At 67.7% G+C, this 16,365-nt stretch carries 14 protein-coding genes; 10 read left to right on the top strand and 4 right to left on the bottom strand.

Features of this window, described 5'->3' with window-relative positions:
* Nucleotide 1 precedes the first annotated feature (1 nt).
* On the bottom strand, nucleotides 2-2,170 hold the full coding sequence (locus tag ABC383_RS26770; RefSeq protein ID WP_413018882.1) for a serine/threonine protein kinase: 2,169 nt from the start codon (nucleotides 2,168-2,170) through the stop codon (nucleotides 2-4).
* Nucleotides 2,171-2,391: 221 nt separating this feature from the next.
* Here ABC383_RS26770 and ABC383_RS26765 point away from each other — a divergent pair, with 221 nt between their 5' ends.
* Nucleotides 2,392-2,601 carry a hypothetical protein gene (locus tag ABC383_RS26765; RefSeq protein WP_413018880.1) on the top strand — a complete coding sequence of 70 codons (210 nt, stop codon included), beginning with the start codon at nucleotides 2,392-2,394 and terminating at the stop codon, nucleotides 2,599-2,601.
* Between the two features lie 31 nt (nucleotides 2,602-2,632).
* On the opposite strand, the gene ABC383_RS26760 is transcribed toward ABC383_RS26765, so the two are convergent.
* The gene (locus ABC383_RS26760; RefSeq protein ID WP_413018878.1) at nucleotides 2,633-5,266 is read right to left on the bottom strand and encodes a protein kinase domain-containing protein; all 2,634 of its coding nucleotides are present in this window, start codon (nucleotides 5,264-5,266) and stop codon (nucleotides 2,633-2,635) included.
* Nucleotides 5,267-5,507: 241 nt separating this feature from the next.
* Nucleotides 5,508-6,173: a GntR family transcriptional regulator gene (locus ABC383_RS26755; protein WP_413018876.1), complete on the bottom strand. Its 666-nt coding sequence runs from the start codon at nucleotides 6,171-6,173 to the stop codon at nucleotides 5,508-5,510.
* A gap of 226 nt (nucleotides 6,174-6,399) precedes the next feature.
* On the opposite strand from ABC383_RS26755, the gene ABC383_RS26750 reads away from it, so the two are divergent.
* The 4 genes from ABC383_RS26750 (at nucleotide 6,400) to ABC383_RS26735 (ending at nucleotide 10,524) form a co-directional block, all read left to right on the top strand.
* Complete coding sequence (locus tag ABC383_RS26750; protein WP_413018875.1) at nucleotides 6,400-7,590, top strand: CaiB/BaiF CoA transferase family protein; 1,191 nt, start codon at nucleotides 6,400-6,402, stop codon at nucleotides 7,588-7,590.
* Nucleotides 7,591-7,659: 69 nt separating this feature from the next.
* Nucleotides 7,660-8,478: an enoyl-CoA hydratase gene (locus ABC383_RS26745; protein ID WP_413018871.1), complete on the top strand. Its 819-nt coding sequence runs from the start codon at nucleotides 7,660-7,662 to the stop codon at nucleotides 8,476-8,478.
* Between the two features lie 58 nt (nucleotides 8,479-8,536).
* On the top strand, nucleotides 8,537-9,556 hold the full coding sequence (locus ABC383_RS26740) for a quinone oxidoreductase family protein (RefSeq protein WP_413018869.1): 1,020 nt from the start codon (nucleotides 8,537-8,539) through the stop codon (nucleotides 9,554-9,556).
* Nucleotides 9,553-10,524 (top strand): Bug family tripartite tricarboxylate transporter substrate binding protein, encoded by a 972-nt coding sequence (locus ABC383_RS26735; RefSeq protein WP_413018867.1) that lies wholly within the window; start codon nucleotides 9,553-9,555, stop codon nucleotides 10,522-10,524. Before ABC383_RS26740 ends, ABC383_RS26735 begins: the two co-directional genes overlap by 4 nt.
* A gap of 18 nt (nucleotides 10,525-10,542) precedes the next feature.
* Here ABC383_RS26735 and ABC383_RS26730 read toward each other — a convergent pair whose 3' ends face one another.
* Nucleotides 10,543-11,463, bottom strand: coding sequence for a LysR family transcriptional regulator (locus tag ABC383_RS26730; RefSeq protein ID WP_413018865.1), 921 nt, complete (start codon nucleotides 11,461-11,463; stop codon nucleotides 10,543-10,545).
* Between the two features lie 148 nt (nucleotides 11,464-11,611).
* Between ABC383_RS26730 and sdhC the strand changes: the two genes are divergently transcribed.
* The 5 genes from sdhC to ABC383_RS26705 all read left to right on the top strand — a co-directional run bounded on the left by sdhC (nucleotide 11,612) and on the right by ABC383_RS26705 (nucleotide 16,340).
* On the top strand, nucleotides 11,612-12,022 hold the full coding sequence (gene sdhC, locus ABC383_RS26725; protein WP_413018864.1) for a succinate dehydrogenase, cytochrome b556 subunit: 411 nt from the start codon (nucleotides 11,612-11,614) through the stop codon (nucleotides 12,020-12,022).
* A gap of 4 nt (nucleotides 12,023-12,026) precedes the next feature.
* On the top strand, nucleotides 12,027-12,398 hold the full coding sequence (gene sdhD / locus ABC383_RS26720; protein ID WP_194715335.1) for a succinate dehydrogenase, hydrophobic membrane anchor protein: 372 nt from the start codon (nucleotides 12,027-12,029) through the stop codon (nucleotides 12,396-12,398).
* A gap of 2 nt (nucleotides 12,399-12,400) precedes the next feature.
* Entirely contained in the window at nucleotides 12,401-14,179 is a 1,779-nt protein-coding gene (sdhA, locus tag ABC383_RS26715) for a succinate dehydrogenase flavoprotein subunit (RefSeq protein WP_413012651.1), read from the top strand.
* A gap of 22 nt (nucleotides 14,180-14,201) precedes the next feature.
* On the top strand, nucleotides 14,202-14,912 hold the full coding sequence (locus ABC383_RS26710; RefSeq protein ID WP_413012650.1) for a succinate dehydrogenase iron-sulfur subunit: 711 nt from the start codon (nucleotides 14,202-14,204) through the stop codon (nucleotides 14,910-14,912).
* Between the two features lie 84 nt (nucleotides 14,913-14,996).
* Complete coding sequence (locus ABC383_RS26705) at nucleotides 14,997-16,340, top strand: NAD(P)H-dependent oxidoreductase (protein WP_413018862.1); 1,344 nt, start codon at nucleotides 14,997-14,999, stop codon at nucleotides 16,338-16,340.
* Nucleotides 16,341-16,365 lie beyond the last annotated feature (25 nt).

Below are 16,365 nucleotides of genomic sequence, written 5' to 3'. Positions count from 1 at the left end.
TTCAAGGACGGCGCGGCCGCGTGGCGACCTGCAGCAGGTCCACCGCGATGCGCTGGCGGCCATGGTCGGCGCCCAGCCGCGCCAGGCGCTGCTCCAGCGCCTTCAGGTAGGCGGCCTTGGGCTCGGATTCCGGGCGCATCGCATCGAACAGCGGCGCCGGGGTGACGATCAGGGCGATCAGCTCGGTGCCGAACGGTTTGGCGATCACCCAGCTGCCGTTGCCGCCGATGGTGGCGGCATAGCTGGGCGGCGTGCGGTTCTCCCGGGCGCGCGGACTGGGCACCATGTGCAGCACGCTGCCGTCCAGCGCGAAGTAATCCACCGTCACGTACGCATCATAGGGCGGCGTGGTGAGGTCCAGCACCAGCGTATCGCCTTCCACCAGCGGCGCCGGCTGCATCGCCTGCATCGACGCCGCCGATGCGCCCCTGGGCCGCAGCGTGGCCGGCGTGCCCGCCTTGCGGTTGGCCAGCCAGTAGGGCGCCAGCAGGTTGACGACGCCGCACTTGTCTTGCGCGAGTGGCCCGACCTGCAGGTCCAGGCTGCCGACACCGGGCACGGCCGTCAGCAGTTCCCGCAGCCGGGCCGCGCCGACCGCATCCGACAGCAGGCCCCGCACCTGCAGCGTGTCGCCGCGCACCGCCGGCGCAAGCAGCGCGCACGGCTGGGCGGCGAGCACAGGTTCGACCGCTGACAGGGTCAACGCCGGCGCGGGAGGCTGCGGCGGGGCCGTTGCCGTGGCCTGGGAGGCGGCCGGAGGAGAAGGCTTCGATTCAGCCGGCGCGGCTGGGGTGGCTGTTGCAGGTGGCGCTGCGGACGTTGCCGGCGCCGCGGCGGTCCGCGCCGGCGGCTCGGCAACGGTCACGGCAGGCGCGGGCGCAGCGGGAGCCGTCACCGCGGCCGCCTGCTCGCCTGCGCTGCCATCGCGGAACTCCAGGTAGTAGCCGATGCCGGCGCCCACCAGCAGCGCGGCCGTCACCGCGCCCGCGATGACGGCCGCATTGCGGGCCGCGTGGTTGTCGCCGGCGAAGCCCTGCAGGAAGGCTTCCACGCTGGGCGTGCGCTTGGCACGCTCGAAACAGAGCCCGTTCCTCAGTGCCTGCCACTGGCGGTAGCCAAGCTGGCGCGGCCGTTCCGGCTTCATGCCGGCATTGCGCGCCTCGGCGCCCGAGAGCCGGTTGAACGGATGATGGCCGCTGACCATTTCATAGGTGATGCAGGCCAGGCCATAGATGTCGTCGCGCGGATCGGGCTCGCGGTGTTCCACCATTTCCGGGCTGGCATAGGCCGGCGTCAGGCCGCCCAGGCTGCCGGGGTCGAACACGGTGGCTTCGGCATCGTCCTCGGGCTTGTGGAAGGCGCGCGAAATGCCGAAGTCGATCACCTTGACTTCGCCCTTGTCGGTCAGGAACACATTGGCCGGCTTCAGGTCGCAATGGACGAAGCCCTGCTGGTGCGCATAGGCCAGTCCGCGGCCGATGCCGGTGACGATGCGCAGCGCCTCCGGGTACGGCATGCCGCTGAAGCCGGGGGCGCGCAGCACCTGGCTCAGCGGCTTGCCGGCCAGGTACTCCATGGTCAGGTAGACCACCGGGCCTTCGCGGTCGAAGTCATAGACCCTGACGATGTTCGGATGCGCCAGCGCCTGCGCCTTCTTGGCTTCCCGCTGCAGCGTGATCAGCGACTTCGGATGGCCGCGGAACTGCACGTTCAGCACCTTGATGGCGATATAGGGCTTGCGGTCGGACGCTTCCAGCTTGCGCAGGTCGAGCGCCTTGTACACCGTGCCCATGCCGCCGAAGCCCAGGCATTCCTCCAGCACGAAGCGGCCATTGATGGTGTCGCCGATGCCTTTCATGCGGTCCGGATCCGCCACTTCCATGTAGCCGCCCGCCCCGGCCGGCGCTACCGCCAGCGACTCGGTGCGCAGCCGGGTCTCGCCGGCGCCGGCATCGGCGTCCGCATCCGGCGCATGCTCGACGCGCCGCTGCAGTTCGGCATAAATGTCCGGCGGCAGCATGCCGCGGGTATTTTCCTCGCTCAATATTTCCCGGAGGCGCTGCCAGTTGCTGCGTTCCAGCGCAAGGGCGCGGTCGATCTGGGCAAGGAATTCATTGCGCGACAGATCGCCCCTGTGGAATGTCTGAATCGCCTGCGCCAAGCTGGCCATGGTTGTTCATTCGGATGGCGCGCGCACGCCGCGCCGATGCTCTCAATGTGCATGTTCGGGCGCACCGCATCTTGATCTTTTCGGGGTTTCATCGCGATGGCGCCGCCTATACTGGGATGACGCCGCCGCCGCGCCACACCGGCAGACGGTACACGACAGACGGCAGACGGCAGACGACAGGCCCGGGCGCCGGCGGCGCCCTTTCATGGAGGAGTGCATCCGTGGCCAAGATCACCATCAAGGACTTAAGCGACAGCACCGAACTCGACCGTGCGGCAATGCAGGCCATCGTCGGCGGCGCGCGCAACGGCGGCCGGCCCTGGCAGCCTGAACCGGCGCCGTCGGGCCCGGTTCGCATCATCGACTATCCGCCGGGCTTGGCAAAGGCCCGCGCCGCAGCCAAGGCGCCGAAGCGCAATACCAGGGCCTGAAGCTGCAGCGGGCGCATGCCGGCGAGCCCCATCATTCCGCCGGCCGCCGCGACGGCGCGCTGCCGTTGCCCTGCGGCCGGGCGGCCGACACCAGCCTGCCGTTGTCGGTCTTGGCATCGTTGCTGAACTCGCCTTCCCAGTAGTCGCCATTGGCCCAGGTATAGCGTCCCTGGCCCTGCGCCTTGCCGCGGCTCCAGGCGCCGCTGTAGACGTCGCCGTTGGCGAAGCGGTTGACGCCGGTGCCGTTGGGCAGGCCGTCCCTGACTTCGCCGCGGTAGCGGTTGCCGTTGGCGAAGGTCAGGGTGCCGTTGCCGTTGGGCAGGCCGGCGCGCATGTCGCCGGTGTAGCGGTCGCCGTTGGGATACCGGATCGTGCCCCTGCCGTTGGGCTGGTCCCGGGCCCAGTCGCCGCTGTAGCGCTGGCCGTTGGCCCAGCGGAACTCGCCGCGGCCTTCCTTCTGGCCGCGCACCATGGTGCCGTCGAACTGGTCGCCGTTGTCCCAGATGATGCGGCCCCGTCCCGATACCAGGCCCGTGACCGGGTCGGGCGTGAAGTCGCCGGTCATGATCTGGTTCGGCAGCCTCAGCGTGCGCGTCCTGGACGGCGGCGGCTCGGGCGCCTGCTCGCGCTCGCTGTCGGCTTCCTGCGCGGCGCCGTTGGCAGGCTCGCCGCGCGGCGCGGCAGTCGCTGCCGGCGGTGTCGCCAGGGCCACCCTGTCCGATGGCGCCTGGGACGGTTGTGACGGTGCCGGCGGCTGCGACGCAGGCGGATTGCTTTCAGCACCCGGCCGGGCGGACGAGGGCGCCGGTAGTGCGGCGCTTGTTCCGGCGCTGGCGCCAACCGACGGACCAGGGGCCCGGCTTTCCGTGCCGCCGGCAAACGTCCCGCCGGCGGCTTCCTGCCGGGCCTGGCTTGGCAGCGGCCGTGTTTCCGCCGGCGCCGGCCGCAGTCGCGCCAGCCTGGCGCGCGCGTCGGCCGCATGGCGGCCGTTCGGGTATTTGCCGAGGAAGGATTCATAGACCAGCGGCATGTCGATGTTGCGCACGGCTTTCCACAGGGTTTCTTCTTCCGAGGCTGCGGTCACGGCAGGCGCGGGCGCCGGCGGCGCTTCCTGCGCCAAAGCGCGGATGCGCTCGAGCGCGGCGCGGGCGATCGGCGCGAAGCGGCCATCCGGATACTCCCGCAGATAGGCTTCATAGGCGGCCGCATTGTTGAGGCTGGATGCCAGCAGCCATTGTGCTTCCTCGCGGGTGGCGCCGGTGGGCGCGGCAGCGGGGGCAGTGGCAGCCGGCGCAGTGGCAGTGGCGGGCGCGGCCGGGGCCGGCGCAGCAGGGGCGGCCTGTGCAGGCGCCGGCGCGGGTTCGGGCGCTGGCGTTGCAGCGGCGGCTGGCGCGTCGTCAGCTGTCCCGGCGCCGGCCGTGGCGGCGGCGGGGGCCGCAGGCTCGCTGCGCACGACGGCCTGGTCCGGCCGCCGCAGGGTCCAGAGGCCGGCGGCGGCCAGCACCAGCAGCCCGGCCAATACCGCCACCCAGGTGGTTCGCCGCGACCGGGCCGGGTGGCGCGTCATCCGGCCATCCGGCGCATGCGTGCCGGCGCCGGCATAGGCGCCGGGCTGCCGCATCGTCGACGTATCGCCGCCGGCGTGGCCGATGCCGGACGGTTCGTGCCGGTCCGGCCCGGGCCGTGCCGGCGGCATGCCCTGCCTGGCGCCGGGCTTGATGCCCAATGCCTGCCGGAATGCGCCGATGGACTGGAACCGGTGCTCGGGCCTGACCGCCAGCGCCTGGTCCAGCGCGGCAAGAAAGCCGGCGCTGTAGCGCCCCGCGCCGGCCTGCTGCGCCGCCGTCATCGCATCGCTGGCCACCCGCGACGGCGCCGGCGGCGGCAGCCTGCCGGCCACCAGGAAGTAGGCGACCGCGGCCAGCGCATAAATGTCGGTCCACGGCCCCTGCTTCAGGTTGGGGATGTCGTCGTATTCCTCGATCGCCGCAAAGCCGCTGCGCATATCGGCGGCCGGGCCATGGCCGCCGGCGCCCAGCACCCGCTGCGCCGCGCCGAAATCCAGCAGCAGCGGCCGGCCGTCGGCCAGCAGCAGGATGTTGCCTGGCGCGATGCCGGGGTGATAGCAGTGCGCCGCATGCATCATCTCGAGCGGCTCGAACAACTGGGCCAGCAGGGACTTGATCCAGTCCTCGTTCGGCTGGATGCGGCCGCCTTCCACCGCTTCCTGCAGCAGCATGCCCTGGTAGAACGGCATGACCATGTAGCCGGTGCCGTTGGCTTCCCAGAACCGCACTATCCTGACCAGGAACGGCGAATCGAAACGGCACAGCACTCTCGCCTCGCTGAGGAAGGCCGCAAGGCCCGCGGCAAATGGCTTTCCGTCCGCATCGCGCTGCGGCGTGACATGGCCGGAACGGCCGCGCGTAGCCAGTCTGGCCGGCATGTATTCCCAGACGGTAACGTCACGCCGCAGCGCGTTGTCGTAGGCCAGATAGGTGATGCCGACTTCGCTCTCGTCGATCAGCCCGACGATCTCGAACTCGCCCAGGCGGGTGCCGACGGCAAGCACCCTGCCGCCGGCCTGTTCCAGCCTGGACCTGAATGAACCGCTTTCCCGCATTGTGCGTTCGGCAGCGGTGTTGCCGTAGTCGTTGCTTTCCATGGGATCAGTCGATGTGGGTAATCGGGCCGGCACGGCGGCGGGCGTTGATTCAGCATACGCCGCATCCCGCCATTGCCAAGCCGGTCGTGGATCGGGTGCCGGCCGGCGTCAACAGCCTGGCCGCGTCCGGAAGAGTTCGATGCATTCCATCACTGATCGTTCGGCCGCGCCGCCATTCTGGTGCCGCAAGGCATGCGGCCGGCTGCCGCCGTGGGCGGACAATGCGGCGACGGCCGGCCGGTCAGACCTGCCGGTCCAGCGTGGCCAGCAGCCGCTGGCGGCCGGACCAGACATGGCGCTCCGCCATGGTCTTGGCGCGGGCGGCCGAGCCGCTGGCGATGGCGTCATAGATCAGCCGGTGCTCGGCATTGGACTTGCGCATGTTGCCGGGCGCGTTGAAATAGCGGCGCCGGAACAGGTGCAGCTCGTTTACATAGTCGAAGTAGGCCTGCTGCGCCCGGTTATTGCCGGACAGCCGCAGGATCAGCGCATGAAACGCCAGGTTGAGGTCGTAGTACAGCGTGCCGTCATTGCTTTCAGCGGCCTGGTCCATCTGCGCCAGCAGGCGCTCGAATTCGGCGCGCTCGGCGTCGGTGATGTTTTCGGCGGCGCGCTGGGCCGCGAAGCCGAACACCAGCGCCCGCAGTTCATAGATGTCCAGCATCTCGCGCACCGAGATCTTGCGCACGAACACGCCCTTGTTGACCACCGCCGTGACGATGCCCAGGCCGGTCAGGATGCGGATCGCCTCGCGTATCGGCCCGCGGCTGGTGCCCATGCGCAAGGCCAGCGCCGCTTCGTTGATGCGTTCGCCTGGCGCGATCTCGCCGGTAAAGATCAGCTGCTTGAGTTGCTCCGCGATGGACAGCGAGAGTCCCTGTTCGGGCCTGGTTTGCGGCGTGGTCATGTGCCTGGTCATTCCCGGTAACTGGTGAGGGCGGTTCGCCGATGGCCGCATCCGCGAATCGCTGCGGCCGCATAGGGGCGAAAGTATATCACCGGGGTAAGCCGGGGCATTCGTAGGGCTGTCGCAGGCCATGAAAATGGTAGACGATCCTGCTTAAAGTGTTGACACTTTGCGGGCCGCGCGGTGATACTGGCCGTGCTGACAAAAAAATCCAGGAGACCTTCCCATGCCGCACATGCCCGCATCCAGCGCGCTTTCCCGTTTCCGCGTGATCGACCTGACCCAGGTGCGCGCCGGCCCCACTGCCTGCCGCCAGCTGGCCGACTGGGGCGCCGACGTGATCCAGGTGCAGATGCCCGAACACATGCGCGGCGATGACACGCTGGGCGGCCAGGAAGGCTCGGACTACCAGTACACCCATCGCAACAAGCGCTCGGTGACGCTGAACCTGAAGCAGCCGGAAGGCATCGCTCTCTTGAAGCGCCTGATCGCCGGCGCCGACGTGGTGGTGGAGAATTTCCGGCCGGACGTGAAGTTCCGGCTCGGCATCGACTACGACACGCTGGCCGCGGACAACCCGGGCCTGGTCTACGCCAGCATCTCGGGCTTCGGCCAGACCGGTCCGTATGCGGCGCGTCCCGGTTTCGACCAGATCGCGCAGGGCATGGGCGGCCTGATGTCCGTGACCGGCCTGCCCGGCGACGGCCCGGTGCGGGTCGGCATCCCGATCGCCGACCTGTGCGCCGGCATCTTCGCCGCGCAGGGCATCCTGGTGGCGCTGCTGGAGCGCGGCGCGTCCGGCAAGGGGCAGTGGCTGCATACCTCGCTGCTGGAATCGATGGTCTACATGATGGACTTCCAGACCTCGCGCTGGCTGATCGACGGCGAAGTGCCGACCCAGGCCGGCAACTATCATCCGACCAGCATCCCCACCGGCGTCTACAAGGCGCGCGACGGCTACCTCAACATCGCGGTGTTCGGCTCCAAGATCTGGGAACGCTTCTGCGAGATCCTGGGCGCGCCGGAATGGATCGCCGACGCCCGTTATCACGACAAGGCCGGGCGCTCGGTCAACCGCGACAGCCTGAATGCGGAGATCAACCGCCGCCTGGCAGACCAGGACTGCGCCTACTGGATCGAGCAGTTCAACGCCGGCGGCGTCGCCTGCGGCCTGATCAACGACGTGCGCGCCGTGTTCGAGGAGCCGCAGGTGCAGCACCTGGGCATGGTCAAGGAAGTCGAGTCCAGGCACCTCGGGCACCAGCGCCTGGTGGGCCAGCCGGTGCAGCTGGAACGCACGCCCAGCACCATCGCCCGCGCCGCGCCGCGTCGCGGCGAGCATACCGAGGAAGTGCTGGCCGAACTGGGCCTGGATGCCGCCGAGATCCAGCGGCTGCGTGCCGCCAGCGTATTCTGAAGCGCCGGGCTGCTCTGGCCCGTCCCTGTTAATCCATCCGATTCGCACCACACCTTTGCAGGAACCCCTATGCCAGTTGAATCAAGCACCGCCTACCAGTCCCCGACCGATCGCGTTGAAGTCTGGGTCGACGCCGCCACGCTGCACATCCGCTTCAACAACCCGGCCCGCCACAACGCGCTGTCGGTCGACATGTGGCAAGCCATTCCGCCCCTTTTGGCGCAGGCCGAAAAGGATGACGCGATCCGCCTGGTGGTGTTCTCCGGCGCCGGCGAGAAGGCCTTCGTGTCCGGCGCCGACATCTCGCAGTTCGAGGACATGCGGGCCGCGCGCGAAGCGGTGAAGTTCTATGAGGCGATGGCGGAAGAAGCGCTGATGAGCATTTACCAGTGCGCCAAGCCGACGCTGGCGGCGATACGCGGCTACTGCATCGGCGGCGGCGTGAACGTGGCCATCAGCTGCGACATCCGGATTGCCGCCGACGATGCGGTGTTCTCCATCCCGGCGGCGCGGCTCGGTCTCGGCTATCGCTATTCCGCGTTGAAAAACCTGGTGGACCTGATCGGCGTCGGCGCCGCCAAGGACCTGTTCTTCACTGCCCGCAGGATCGCTGCGCAGGAAGCGAAGTCGCTGGGCCTGGTGAGCCGCATCGCGCCGCCGGCGGAACTGGACGCGCTGCTGGCCGAGTACACCGGCGCGATGGCGGCCAATGCGCCGCTCACGGTGTATGCCGGCAAGCGCATCATCGCCGAGATACTGAAGCCGTCGCCCGACCTGGACCGCGAGCTGTGCCAGTCGCTGATCCGCAACTGCTTCGAGAGCGAGGACTATGCCGAGGGCCGCCGCGCCTTCATGGAAAAGCGCAAGCCGGTCTTCAAGGGCAGGTAGTCGGTACGCAATAAACACTAGACAGGCGCGCAAAGCGCCGGGTGGAGGAGACAACCTGATGGAAATGCAATCCTGGTGGATGGATACCGCGCCGGCCGAGCCGCGCATCGAGATGCGAGGCGTGCCCGTGCCCGAGCCGGGGCCAGGCCAGCTGCTGCTGAAGGTGCATGCGGCCAGCCTGAACCGCGGCGAGTTCATCGTCGGCCACGGCCTGACCAAGGCCGGCAGCGCCAAGGCGATCGGCCTGGACGGCGCCGGCGTGGTGGTGCGCGCAGGGCCGGGCGCGAGCGCCTTCCTGCCCGGCCAGCGGGTGATGGGCCGCTTTCCCGGCGCGCTGTCGGAATATGCGGTCATCAACGAGGTCGAAGCGATGCCGGTGCCCGAGCGCCTGTCTTGGGCGGAAGCGGCCGGCACGCCGATCACTTACCTGGTCGCGCATGACATGCTGATGACCCAGGGCCGGCTTGCCGCCGGCGAATGGCTGCTGATCGCCGGCGTGAGCTCGGGGGTGGGCACGGCCGCGCTGCAGCTTGCCCATGCGCTGGGCGCGCGCGTGATCGGCACCTCCGGCGCCCAGGCCAAGCTCGACGCCCTGGCTGCGCAGGGGCTGGACGTGGGCCTCTGCACCCGCGGCCCAGACTTCCATGATGCGGTGATGCAGGCCACCGGCGGCGCCGGCGTCGATCTGGTGATCAACACCGTCGGCGGTTCGGTATTTGCCGAATGCGTGCGCTGCATGGCCTTCGAAGGCCGGCTTGCCACCGTGGGCTATGTCGACGGCGTGCTGCATGCCGACATCGACCTGCAGGCGCTGCATGCGCGGCGACTGGTGCTGTTCGGCGTGTCGAACAAGCAGGTCGGCGGCGCCGCGCGGGCCGCCGCCGCGGAACGCTTCCGGCAGGAAGTGCTGCCGATGCTGGCCGACGGCCGGGTGCGCCCGCTGATCGGCAAGGTCTATCCCTTCGGCCAGCTCGCCGCCGCGCGGGCCGCGATGGAATCGAACGCCTATCCGGGAAAGATCGTGATCGCCGTTGAACATGCCGACGAGCATGCCCATGCCAACCAGGAGACAACATGAACACCGCAACACGGGCCGCAGTTTCCATGCTGGCGCTTGCCAGCCTGTGCACGAACGTCGCCGCGCAGTCCTATCCCGACCGGCCCCTGCGGCTGGTGGTGGGCTTCACGCCGGGCGGCGCCGCCGACTATGTCGGGCGCAACGTCGGCGAGGCGCTGTCGCGCGCGCTCGGCCAGCCGGTGGTGATTGAAAACAAGCCGGGAGCGGGTTCCAGCATCGCCGCCGACTTCGTCTCCAAGGCCGCGCCCGACGGCTACACGGTGCTCATCGCCAGCCCCAGCAGCATCTCGGTCAACCCGGCGCTCGACCCCAAGCGCCTGCCGGCGGTGCAGTCGCTGGTGCCGGTGACGAAGGTCACCAATTCGCCGCTGGTGATCGCGGCCAATCCATCGCTGGGCATCAACTCGATCGCCGAGCTGATCGCGGCGGCGAAGAAGGCGCCGGGCACGCTCAACTTCGCCTCCGCTGGCAGCGGTTCGGCGCCGCATCTGGGCGGCGTGCTGTTCAACCAGCTTGCCGGCACCGAGATCACCCATATCCCGTTCAAGGGCGGCGCGCCGGCGATACAGTCCGTCATCGCCGGCGACACCCAGGTCACCTTTGCGACGCCGCCGTCGGTGCTGCCCTTCATCAAGGCCGGCCGCCTGCGCGGGCTGGCAACCAGCACGCTGGAGCGCTCGCCGCTGGTGCCGGACCTGCCCGGCATGAAGGAAGCCGGCCTGCCGGCCTACCAGCTGGACTTCTGGTATGGCTTCTTCGTGCCGGCCGGCACGCCGGCGGATGTGGTGAAGAAGCTGTACGACGCCACCGCGGTGGCGGTGCAGCGGCCCGAGGTCAAGGCCGCGCTGGCGCGCGAGGGCACCGATGTATCGCTGTCGTCCTCGCCCGCCGACTTCGCTGCCTTCCTGAAAAAGGACAACGCGTTCTGGGCCAAGCTGTCGCGGGACTCGGGCGCGAAGATCGAGTAAGCCCGGCCGCGGGCGGCCCTAGCCGCCTGCGCCGCCTGCCATGTCAGCCTTGCCCTCGCGCGCCTGCCTGACCACGTTCAGAAAATTCGCCGTCTTCGCCGAGCCGTCGTTTTCACGCGAGGCCAGCGCCAGCCTGGTCCTCACGCTGGCCCCGGCGATATCGATATACACCACGCCTTCGGCCCGGATCTGGCTGACCGACGCCGGCACGATGGAAATGCCGAATTCCGCCGACACCAGGCTCACCACCGAGGACAGCTGCGGCGCCGGCTGGCCCAGCCTGGGCTCGAAGCCTGCCTCGTGGCAGGCCGACAGGATCTCGCTGTGCAGCGTGGGGCTGGCTTCGCGCGGCATCAGCACGAACGATTCCTCGGCCAGCTGCGACAGCGCCAGCTTGCGGTGACTTGCCAGCGGATGCTTGGCGGGCAGCACCACCTTCATCGGCTCGTTGACGATCTGGTACAGCGCAATCCCGGTGAAGGAATGCAGGCCGGGGCGCAGGAAAGCCAGGTCCAGCCGCCTTTCCTCCAGGTGTACCAATAACTGGGTGGTATTGCCTTCCATCAGGGTCAGCCCGACGCCAGGGTAGGCATTGCGGAAGTCGCGTATCAGCGCCGGAACGGCCGGGTTGAAGGCCGAGGACGCGGTAAAGCCCAGGCTCAGGTGCCCGGTCTCGCCACGGCCGGCGCGCTGGGCATTCTGTACCGCGTGCTGCGCATCGTCGAGCAGGCGCTTGGTATCGGCCAGCAGCGCCGTCCCGGCTTCGGTCAGCGTGACGCCATGCCCGGTGCGCCGGAACAGCGGCACGCCCAGTTCCTTTTCAAGCGCCAGAATCTGCTGGCTCAGCGGCGGCTGGCCGATGCCCAGCTTTTCCGCCGCGCGCGTCACATTGCCTTCCTGCGCGACGGCCAGGAAATAGCGTAAATGCCTTAATTCCATCGTGGTATCTCTAAAAGATATATCAGGCAGACCATCCAGATATTGGACAGTATAACGCGGTTGTATGACAATACGGCTTCCCGAATGAATCACCAACAGTCCCGATGCCGGCAGCGCTGCCAGGCGTGCGGGGCCTATGAGGTTTCCCATGTCAGACACTGCAAGCAAAAGCCGGCCGCAGTACAGCAACATCCATGTCACGCAGCTGATGCACTACAGGCTGCCGCTGGCCGGCGTGGTTTCCATCCTGCATCGCATCAGCGGCGCGCTGATGTTCCTGCTGCTGCCTTTCGTGCTCTACCTGCTGGAGCAAAGCCTGAGCTCCGACGCCGCGTTCGCCAGCATGAAGTCCTTCGTCGCGCATCCGCTGGCCAAGCTGATCATCCTGGCCTTGTCCTGGGCCTACCTGCACCACTTCGCCGCCGGCGTGCGCCACCTGTTCATGGACATGCACATGGGCCTGAGCAAGGAAGGCTCGCGCCACTCGGCCGCCAGCGTGCTGGCCATCAGCCTGTTTTTGACCCTCCTGGTCGCACTGAAACTGTTCGGAGTGTTCTGACATCATGGCCATCAAGCACAACAACATCGGCTCCAAGCGCCTCGTCGTCGGCGCCCACTATGGCTTTCGCGACTGGCTGGCCCAGCGCGTCACCGCCATCGTCATGGCCCTCTATACCGTCATCATCCTGGTGACCTTCCTCACAGGCAGCAATTTCAGCTATGAAGGCTGGGCCGGCATGTTCGCTCGCCAGTGGTTCAAGATCGCCACCTTCGTCACCCTGCTCGTGATGTTCTATCACGTCTGGGTCGGCATGCGCGACATCTGGATGGACTATGTCAAGCCCGTCGTCGCCCGCCTCTTGCTGCAAAGTGCCACCATCGTGTGGCTCATCGGTTGCGCCGGCTATGCGGCGCAGATTCTCTGGAGAGTGTAATCGTGGCAGCAATCAAATCTTCCATCCCTTCCCGTCGCTTCGATGTGGTCATCGTCGGCGCGGGCGGTTCCGGCATGCGCGCCTCGCTGCAACTGGCGGAGGCCGGCCTGAACGTGGCGGTGCTGTCCAAGGTCTTCCCGACCCGCTCCCACACCGTGGCCGCGCAGGGCGGCGTCGGCGCCTCGCTGGGCAACATGTCCGAGGACAACTGGTACTGGCACATGTTCGACACCGTCAAGGGCGGCGACTACCTGGGCGACCAGGACGCCATTGAGTTCATGTGCCGCGAAGCGCCCAAGGTCGTCTACGAGCTCGAGCACTTCGGCATGCCGTTCGACCGCAATCCGGACGGCACCATCTACCAGCGCCCGTTCGGCGGCCATACCGCCAACTTCGGCGAGAAGCCGGTGCAGCGCGCCTGCGCCGCGGCCGACCGTACCGGCCATGCGATGCTGCACACGCTGTACCAGCGCAACGTGCGCGCCAAGACCCACTTCTTCGTCGAGTGGATGGCCATCGACCTAATCCGCGACGCCGACGGCGACGTGCTGGGCGTGGTGGCGCTGGAGATGGAAACCGGCGACGTGATGATGCTCGAAGCCAAGACCACGATTCTGGCCACCGGCGGCGCCGGGCGCATCTGGGCGGCATCGACCAATGCCTTCATCAACACCGGCGACGGCATGGGCATGGCGGCGCGCGCCGGCCTGCCGCTGGAAGACATGGAGTTCTGGCAGTTCCACCCGACCGGCGTGGCCGGCGCGGGCGTCTTGATCACCGAAGGCGTGCGCGGCGAGGGCGGCATCCTGATCAACAGCAATGGCGAGCGCTTCATGGAACGCTATGCGCCCACGCTGAAAGACCTGGCGCCGCGCGACTTCGTGTCGCGCTCGATGGACCAGGAGATCAAGGAAGGCCGCGGCTGCGGTCCCAACAAGGACCATGTGCTGCTGGACCTGCGCCATATCGGCGCCGAGACCATCCAGAAGCGGCTGCCGTCGATTCTGGAAATCGGCCACAAGTTTGCCAACGTGGATGCGACCAAGGAACCGATCCCTGTCGTGCCGACGATTCACTACCAGATGGGCGGCATCCCGACCAACATCTACGGCCAGGTGGTGGCGCCGAAGAACGGCAACCCCAACGAGATCGTCAACGGCCTGTACGCGGTGGGCGAATGCGCCTGCGTGTCGGTGCACGGCGCCAACCGCCTGGGCACCAACTCGCTGCTGGACCTCTTGGTGTTCGGCCGCGCGGCCGGCAACCATGTGGTCAACAGCAACCTGAAGGCGCGCAGCAACAAGGACCTGCCGGCGGATGCGGCCGATCTGGCGCTGTCGCGCCTGGCCAAGCTGGAAACCTCCACGGGTTCGGAGCGGGTGCAGGACGTGGCCAACGACATCCGCGCCACCATGCAGCACTACTGCGGCGTGTTCCGCACCGACGAGCTGCTGCAGCAGGGCTACAAGGAAATCATGGTGCTGGACGAGCGCAGGAAGCATGTGGCGTTCAAGGACAAGTCCAAGGTGTTCAACACGGCGCGGGTGGAAGCGCTGGAACTGGACAACCTGATCGAGACGGCCAAGGCCACCATCACCTCGGCGGCGGCGCGCAAGGAATCGCGCGGCGCGCATGCCCACCGCGACTTCGAGAAGCGCGACGACGAGAACTGGATGAAGCACACCCTGTTCTACTCCGAGGGCAACCGCCTGGAATACAAGCCGGTGCAAACCAAGCCGCTGACGGTCGAGACCTTCAAGCCCAAAGCCCGCACCTTCTGAACGCTTACAGAGAACACAGACCATGCCACGCACAGTCAAATTCAAGATATACCGCTACGATCCGGACAAGGACGCCAAGCCCTACATGCAGGACCTGACGGTCGAGTTGAAGGACACCGACAAGATGCTGCTGGACGCGCTGCAGCGCATCAAGGCCGATGTGGACGATTCGCTGGCGCTGCGCCGCTCGTGCCGCGAAGGCGTGTGCGGCTCGGACGCGATGAACATCAACGGCAAGAACGGCCTGGCCTGCACCACCAACCTGAACGAGCTGAGCCAGCCCATCGTGCTGCGCCCGCTGCCGGGCCTGCCAGTGATCCGCGACCTGATCGTGGACATGACCAACTTCTTCAAGCAGTACCACTCGATCAAGCCGTTCCTGATCAACGACACGATCCCGCCGGAGAAGGAGCGGCTGCAGTACCCGGCCGAGCGCGAGGAGCTGGACGGCCTGTACGAGTGCATTCTGTGCGCCTGCTGCTCGACGTCGTGCCCGTCGTTCTGGTGGAACCCGGACAAGTTCGTCGGTCCGGCAGGTCTCCTGCAAGCCTACCGCTTCATCGCCGACAGCCGCGACGAAGCCACCGGCGAGCGCCTGGACAACCTGGAAGATCCGTACCGGCTGTTCCGCTGCCACTCGATCATGAACTGCGTCGACGTCTGCCCCAAGGGCCTGAGCCCAAATGCAGCCATCGGCAAGATCAAGGAACTGCTGGTCCGCCGCGCGGTGTAAGCGCCGGGGAAAGTCCCTGGCATGAAAAGACGATCGAGGTGATATAAAGAGCGCTCCCGACAACAACGACATCAAGGAGACCTCGTGAATCTTTTCGCCAAACTGGAAGCCCGCGCGCGGCAGGGCAAGCCGCTGCGGGTAGGCCTGATCGGGGCCGGCAAGTTCGGCTCCATGTATTTGTCCCAGGTGCCGCGCACGCCCGGCGTGCACCTGGTCGGCATCGCCGACCTTGCGCCTGCGCGAGTCAAGCAGTCACTCGCCAACCTTGGCTGGACGGCCGAGCGCTACGCTGCTGCCACGCTGGAACAGGCCGCCGGCAACGGCGCCACCGCCATCATCGAAGACAGCCAGGCGCTGATCGCTTCCCCGCATATCGACATCATCATCGAGGCCACCGGCAACCCGGCCGCCGGCATCGGCCATGTGCTGGCCTGCTGCGAGCACGGGAAGCACATCGTGATGGTCAACGTCGAGGCCGATGCGCTGGCCGGCCCGCTGTTGAAGCGCCGTGCCGACGAGGCCGGCATCGTCTATTCCCTGGCCTATGGCGACCAGCCCGCGCTGATCTGCGAGATGGTGGATTGGGCGCGCACCGCCGGTTTCGAGGTGGTGGCCGCCGGCAAGGGCACCAAGTACCTGCCAACCTATCATGCCTCCACGCCCGAGACGGTATGGCAGCACTACGGCCTGTCGGCCGAAGACGCGCGGCAGGGCGGCATGAATGCGCAGATGTTCAACAGCTTCCTCGACGGCACCAAGAGCGCCATCGAGATGGCGGCGGTGGCCAATGCCACCGGCCTGCATGCCCCGGCCGGCCTGGCCTTTCCGGCGGTGGATGTCGACGATCTGCCGGCGATCCTGAAGCCGCAGGCCGATGGCGGCATCCTGGCGCATCGCGGCCAGGTGGAAGTGATTTCCAGCCTGCAGCGCGACGGCTCCCCGGTGCCGCGCGACCTGCGCTGGGGCGTGTATGTGACGTTTGCGGCCGGCAGCGAGTACGTGAAGCGCTGCTTCAGCGAGTACGGCCTGAAGACCGATGCCAGCGGCGAATATTCCTCGATGTACAAGCCTTACCACCTGATCGGCCTGGAACTGGGCCTGACCGTGGCCTCGGTGGGCCTGCGCGGCGAGCCGACCGGGGCGCCGGTGTGCTGGAACGGCGACGTGGTGGCCACCGCCAAGCGCGATCTCGCGGCCGGCGAAATGCTGGACGGCGAGGGTGGCTTCACCGTCTACGGCAAACTGCTGCCGGCCCGCGAATCGCTGCGCTTGGGCGGGCTGCCGCTGGGCCTGGCGCATGGCGTGCGGTTGAAGAATCCCGTAAAGGCGGGCCAGGCGGTCGGCTGGGGCGATGTCGATGTCGACGCATCGTCGCTGGCGGTGCGCATCCGGCGCGAAATGGAAGCGGTCTGTGGCCGGGCTGACTGAACGGTAATTCTCCGGGAAGCGGTTC

The sequence above is a fragment of the Noviherbaspirillum phoenicis genome (assembly GCF_047237965.1).
Classification (GTDB): Bacteria; Pseudomonadota; Gammaproteobacteria; order Burkholderiales; family Burkholderiaceae_D; genus Noviherbaspirillum_A.
The sequence above is the reverse complement of the archived record's forward strand: the minus strand, read 5'-3'. Positions and strand labels throughout refer to the sequence as shown.

Coding starts and splice junctions, on each gene's coding strand:
- ABC383_RS26750 (WP_413018875.1), top strand. CDS start 6,400: ATGCCGCACATGCCCGCATCCAGCGCGCTTTCCCGTTTCCGCGTGATC.
- ABC383_RS26735 (WP_413018867.1), top strand. CDS start 9,553: ATGAACACCGCAACACGGGCCGCAGTTTCCATGCTGGCGCTTGCCAGC.
- ABC383_RS26745 (WP_413018871.1), top strand. CDS start 7,660: ATGCCAGTTGAATCAAGCACCGCCTACCAGTCCCCGACCGATCGCGTT.
- ABC383_RS26730 (WP_413018865.1), bottom strand. CDS start 11,463: ATGGAATTAAGGCATTTACGCTATTTCCTGGCCGTCGCGCAGGAAGGC.
- ABC383_RS26760 (WP_413018878.1), bottom strand. CDS start 5,266: ATGGAAAGCAACGACTACGGCAACACCGCTGCCGAACGCACAATGCGG.
- ABC383_RS26740 (WP_413018869.1), top strand. CDS start 8,537: ATGGAAATGCAATCCTGGTGGATGGATACCGCGCCGGCCGAGCCGCGC.
- ABC383_RS26755 (WP_413018876.1), bottom strand. CDS start 6,173: ATGACCACGCCGCAAACCAGGCCCGAACAGGGACTCTCGCTGTCCATC.
- ABC383_RS26770 (WP_413018882.1), bottom strand. CDS start 2,170: ATGGCCAGCTTGGCGCAGGCGATTCAGACATTCCACAGGGGCGATCTG.
- sdhD (WP_194715335.1), top strand. CDS start 12,027: ATGGCCATCAAGCACAACAACATCGGCTCCAAGCGCCTCGTCGTCGGC.
- sdhC (WP_413018864.1), top strand. CDS start 11,612: ATGTCAGACACTGCAAGCAAAAGCCGGCCGCAGTACAGCAACATCCAT.
- ABC383_RS26710 (WP_413012650.1), top strand. CDS start 14,202: ATGCCACGCACAGTCAAATTCAAGATATACCGCTACGATCCGGACAAG.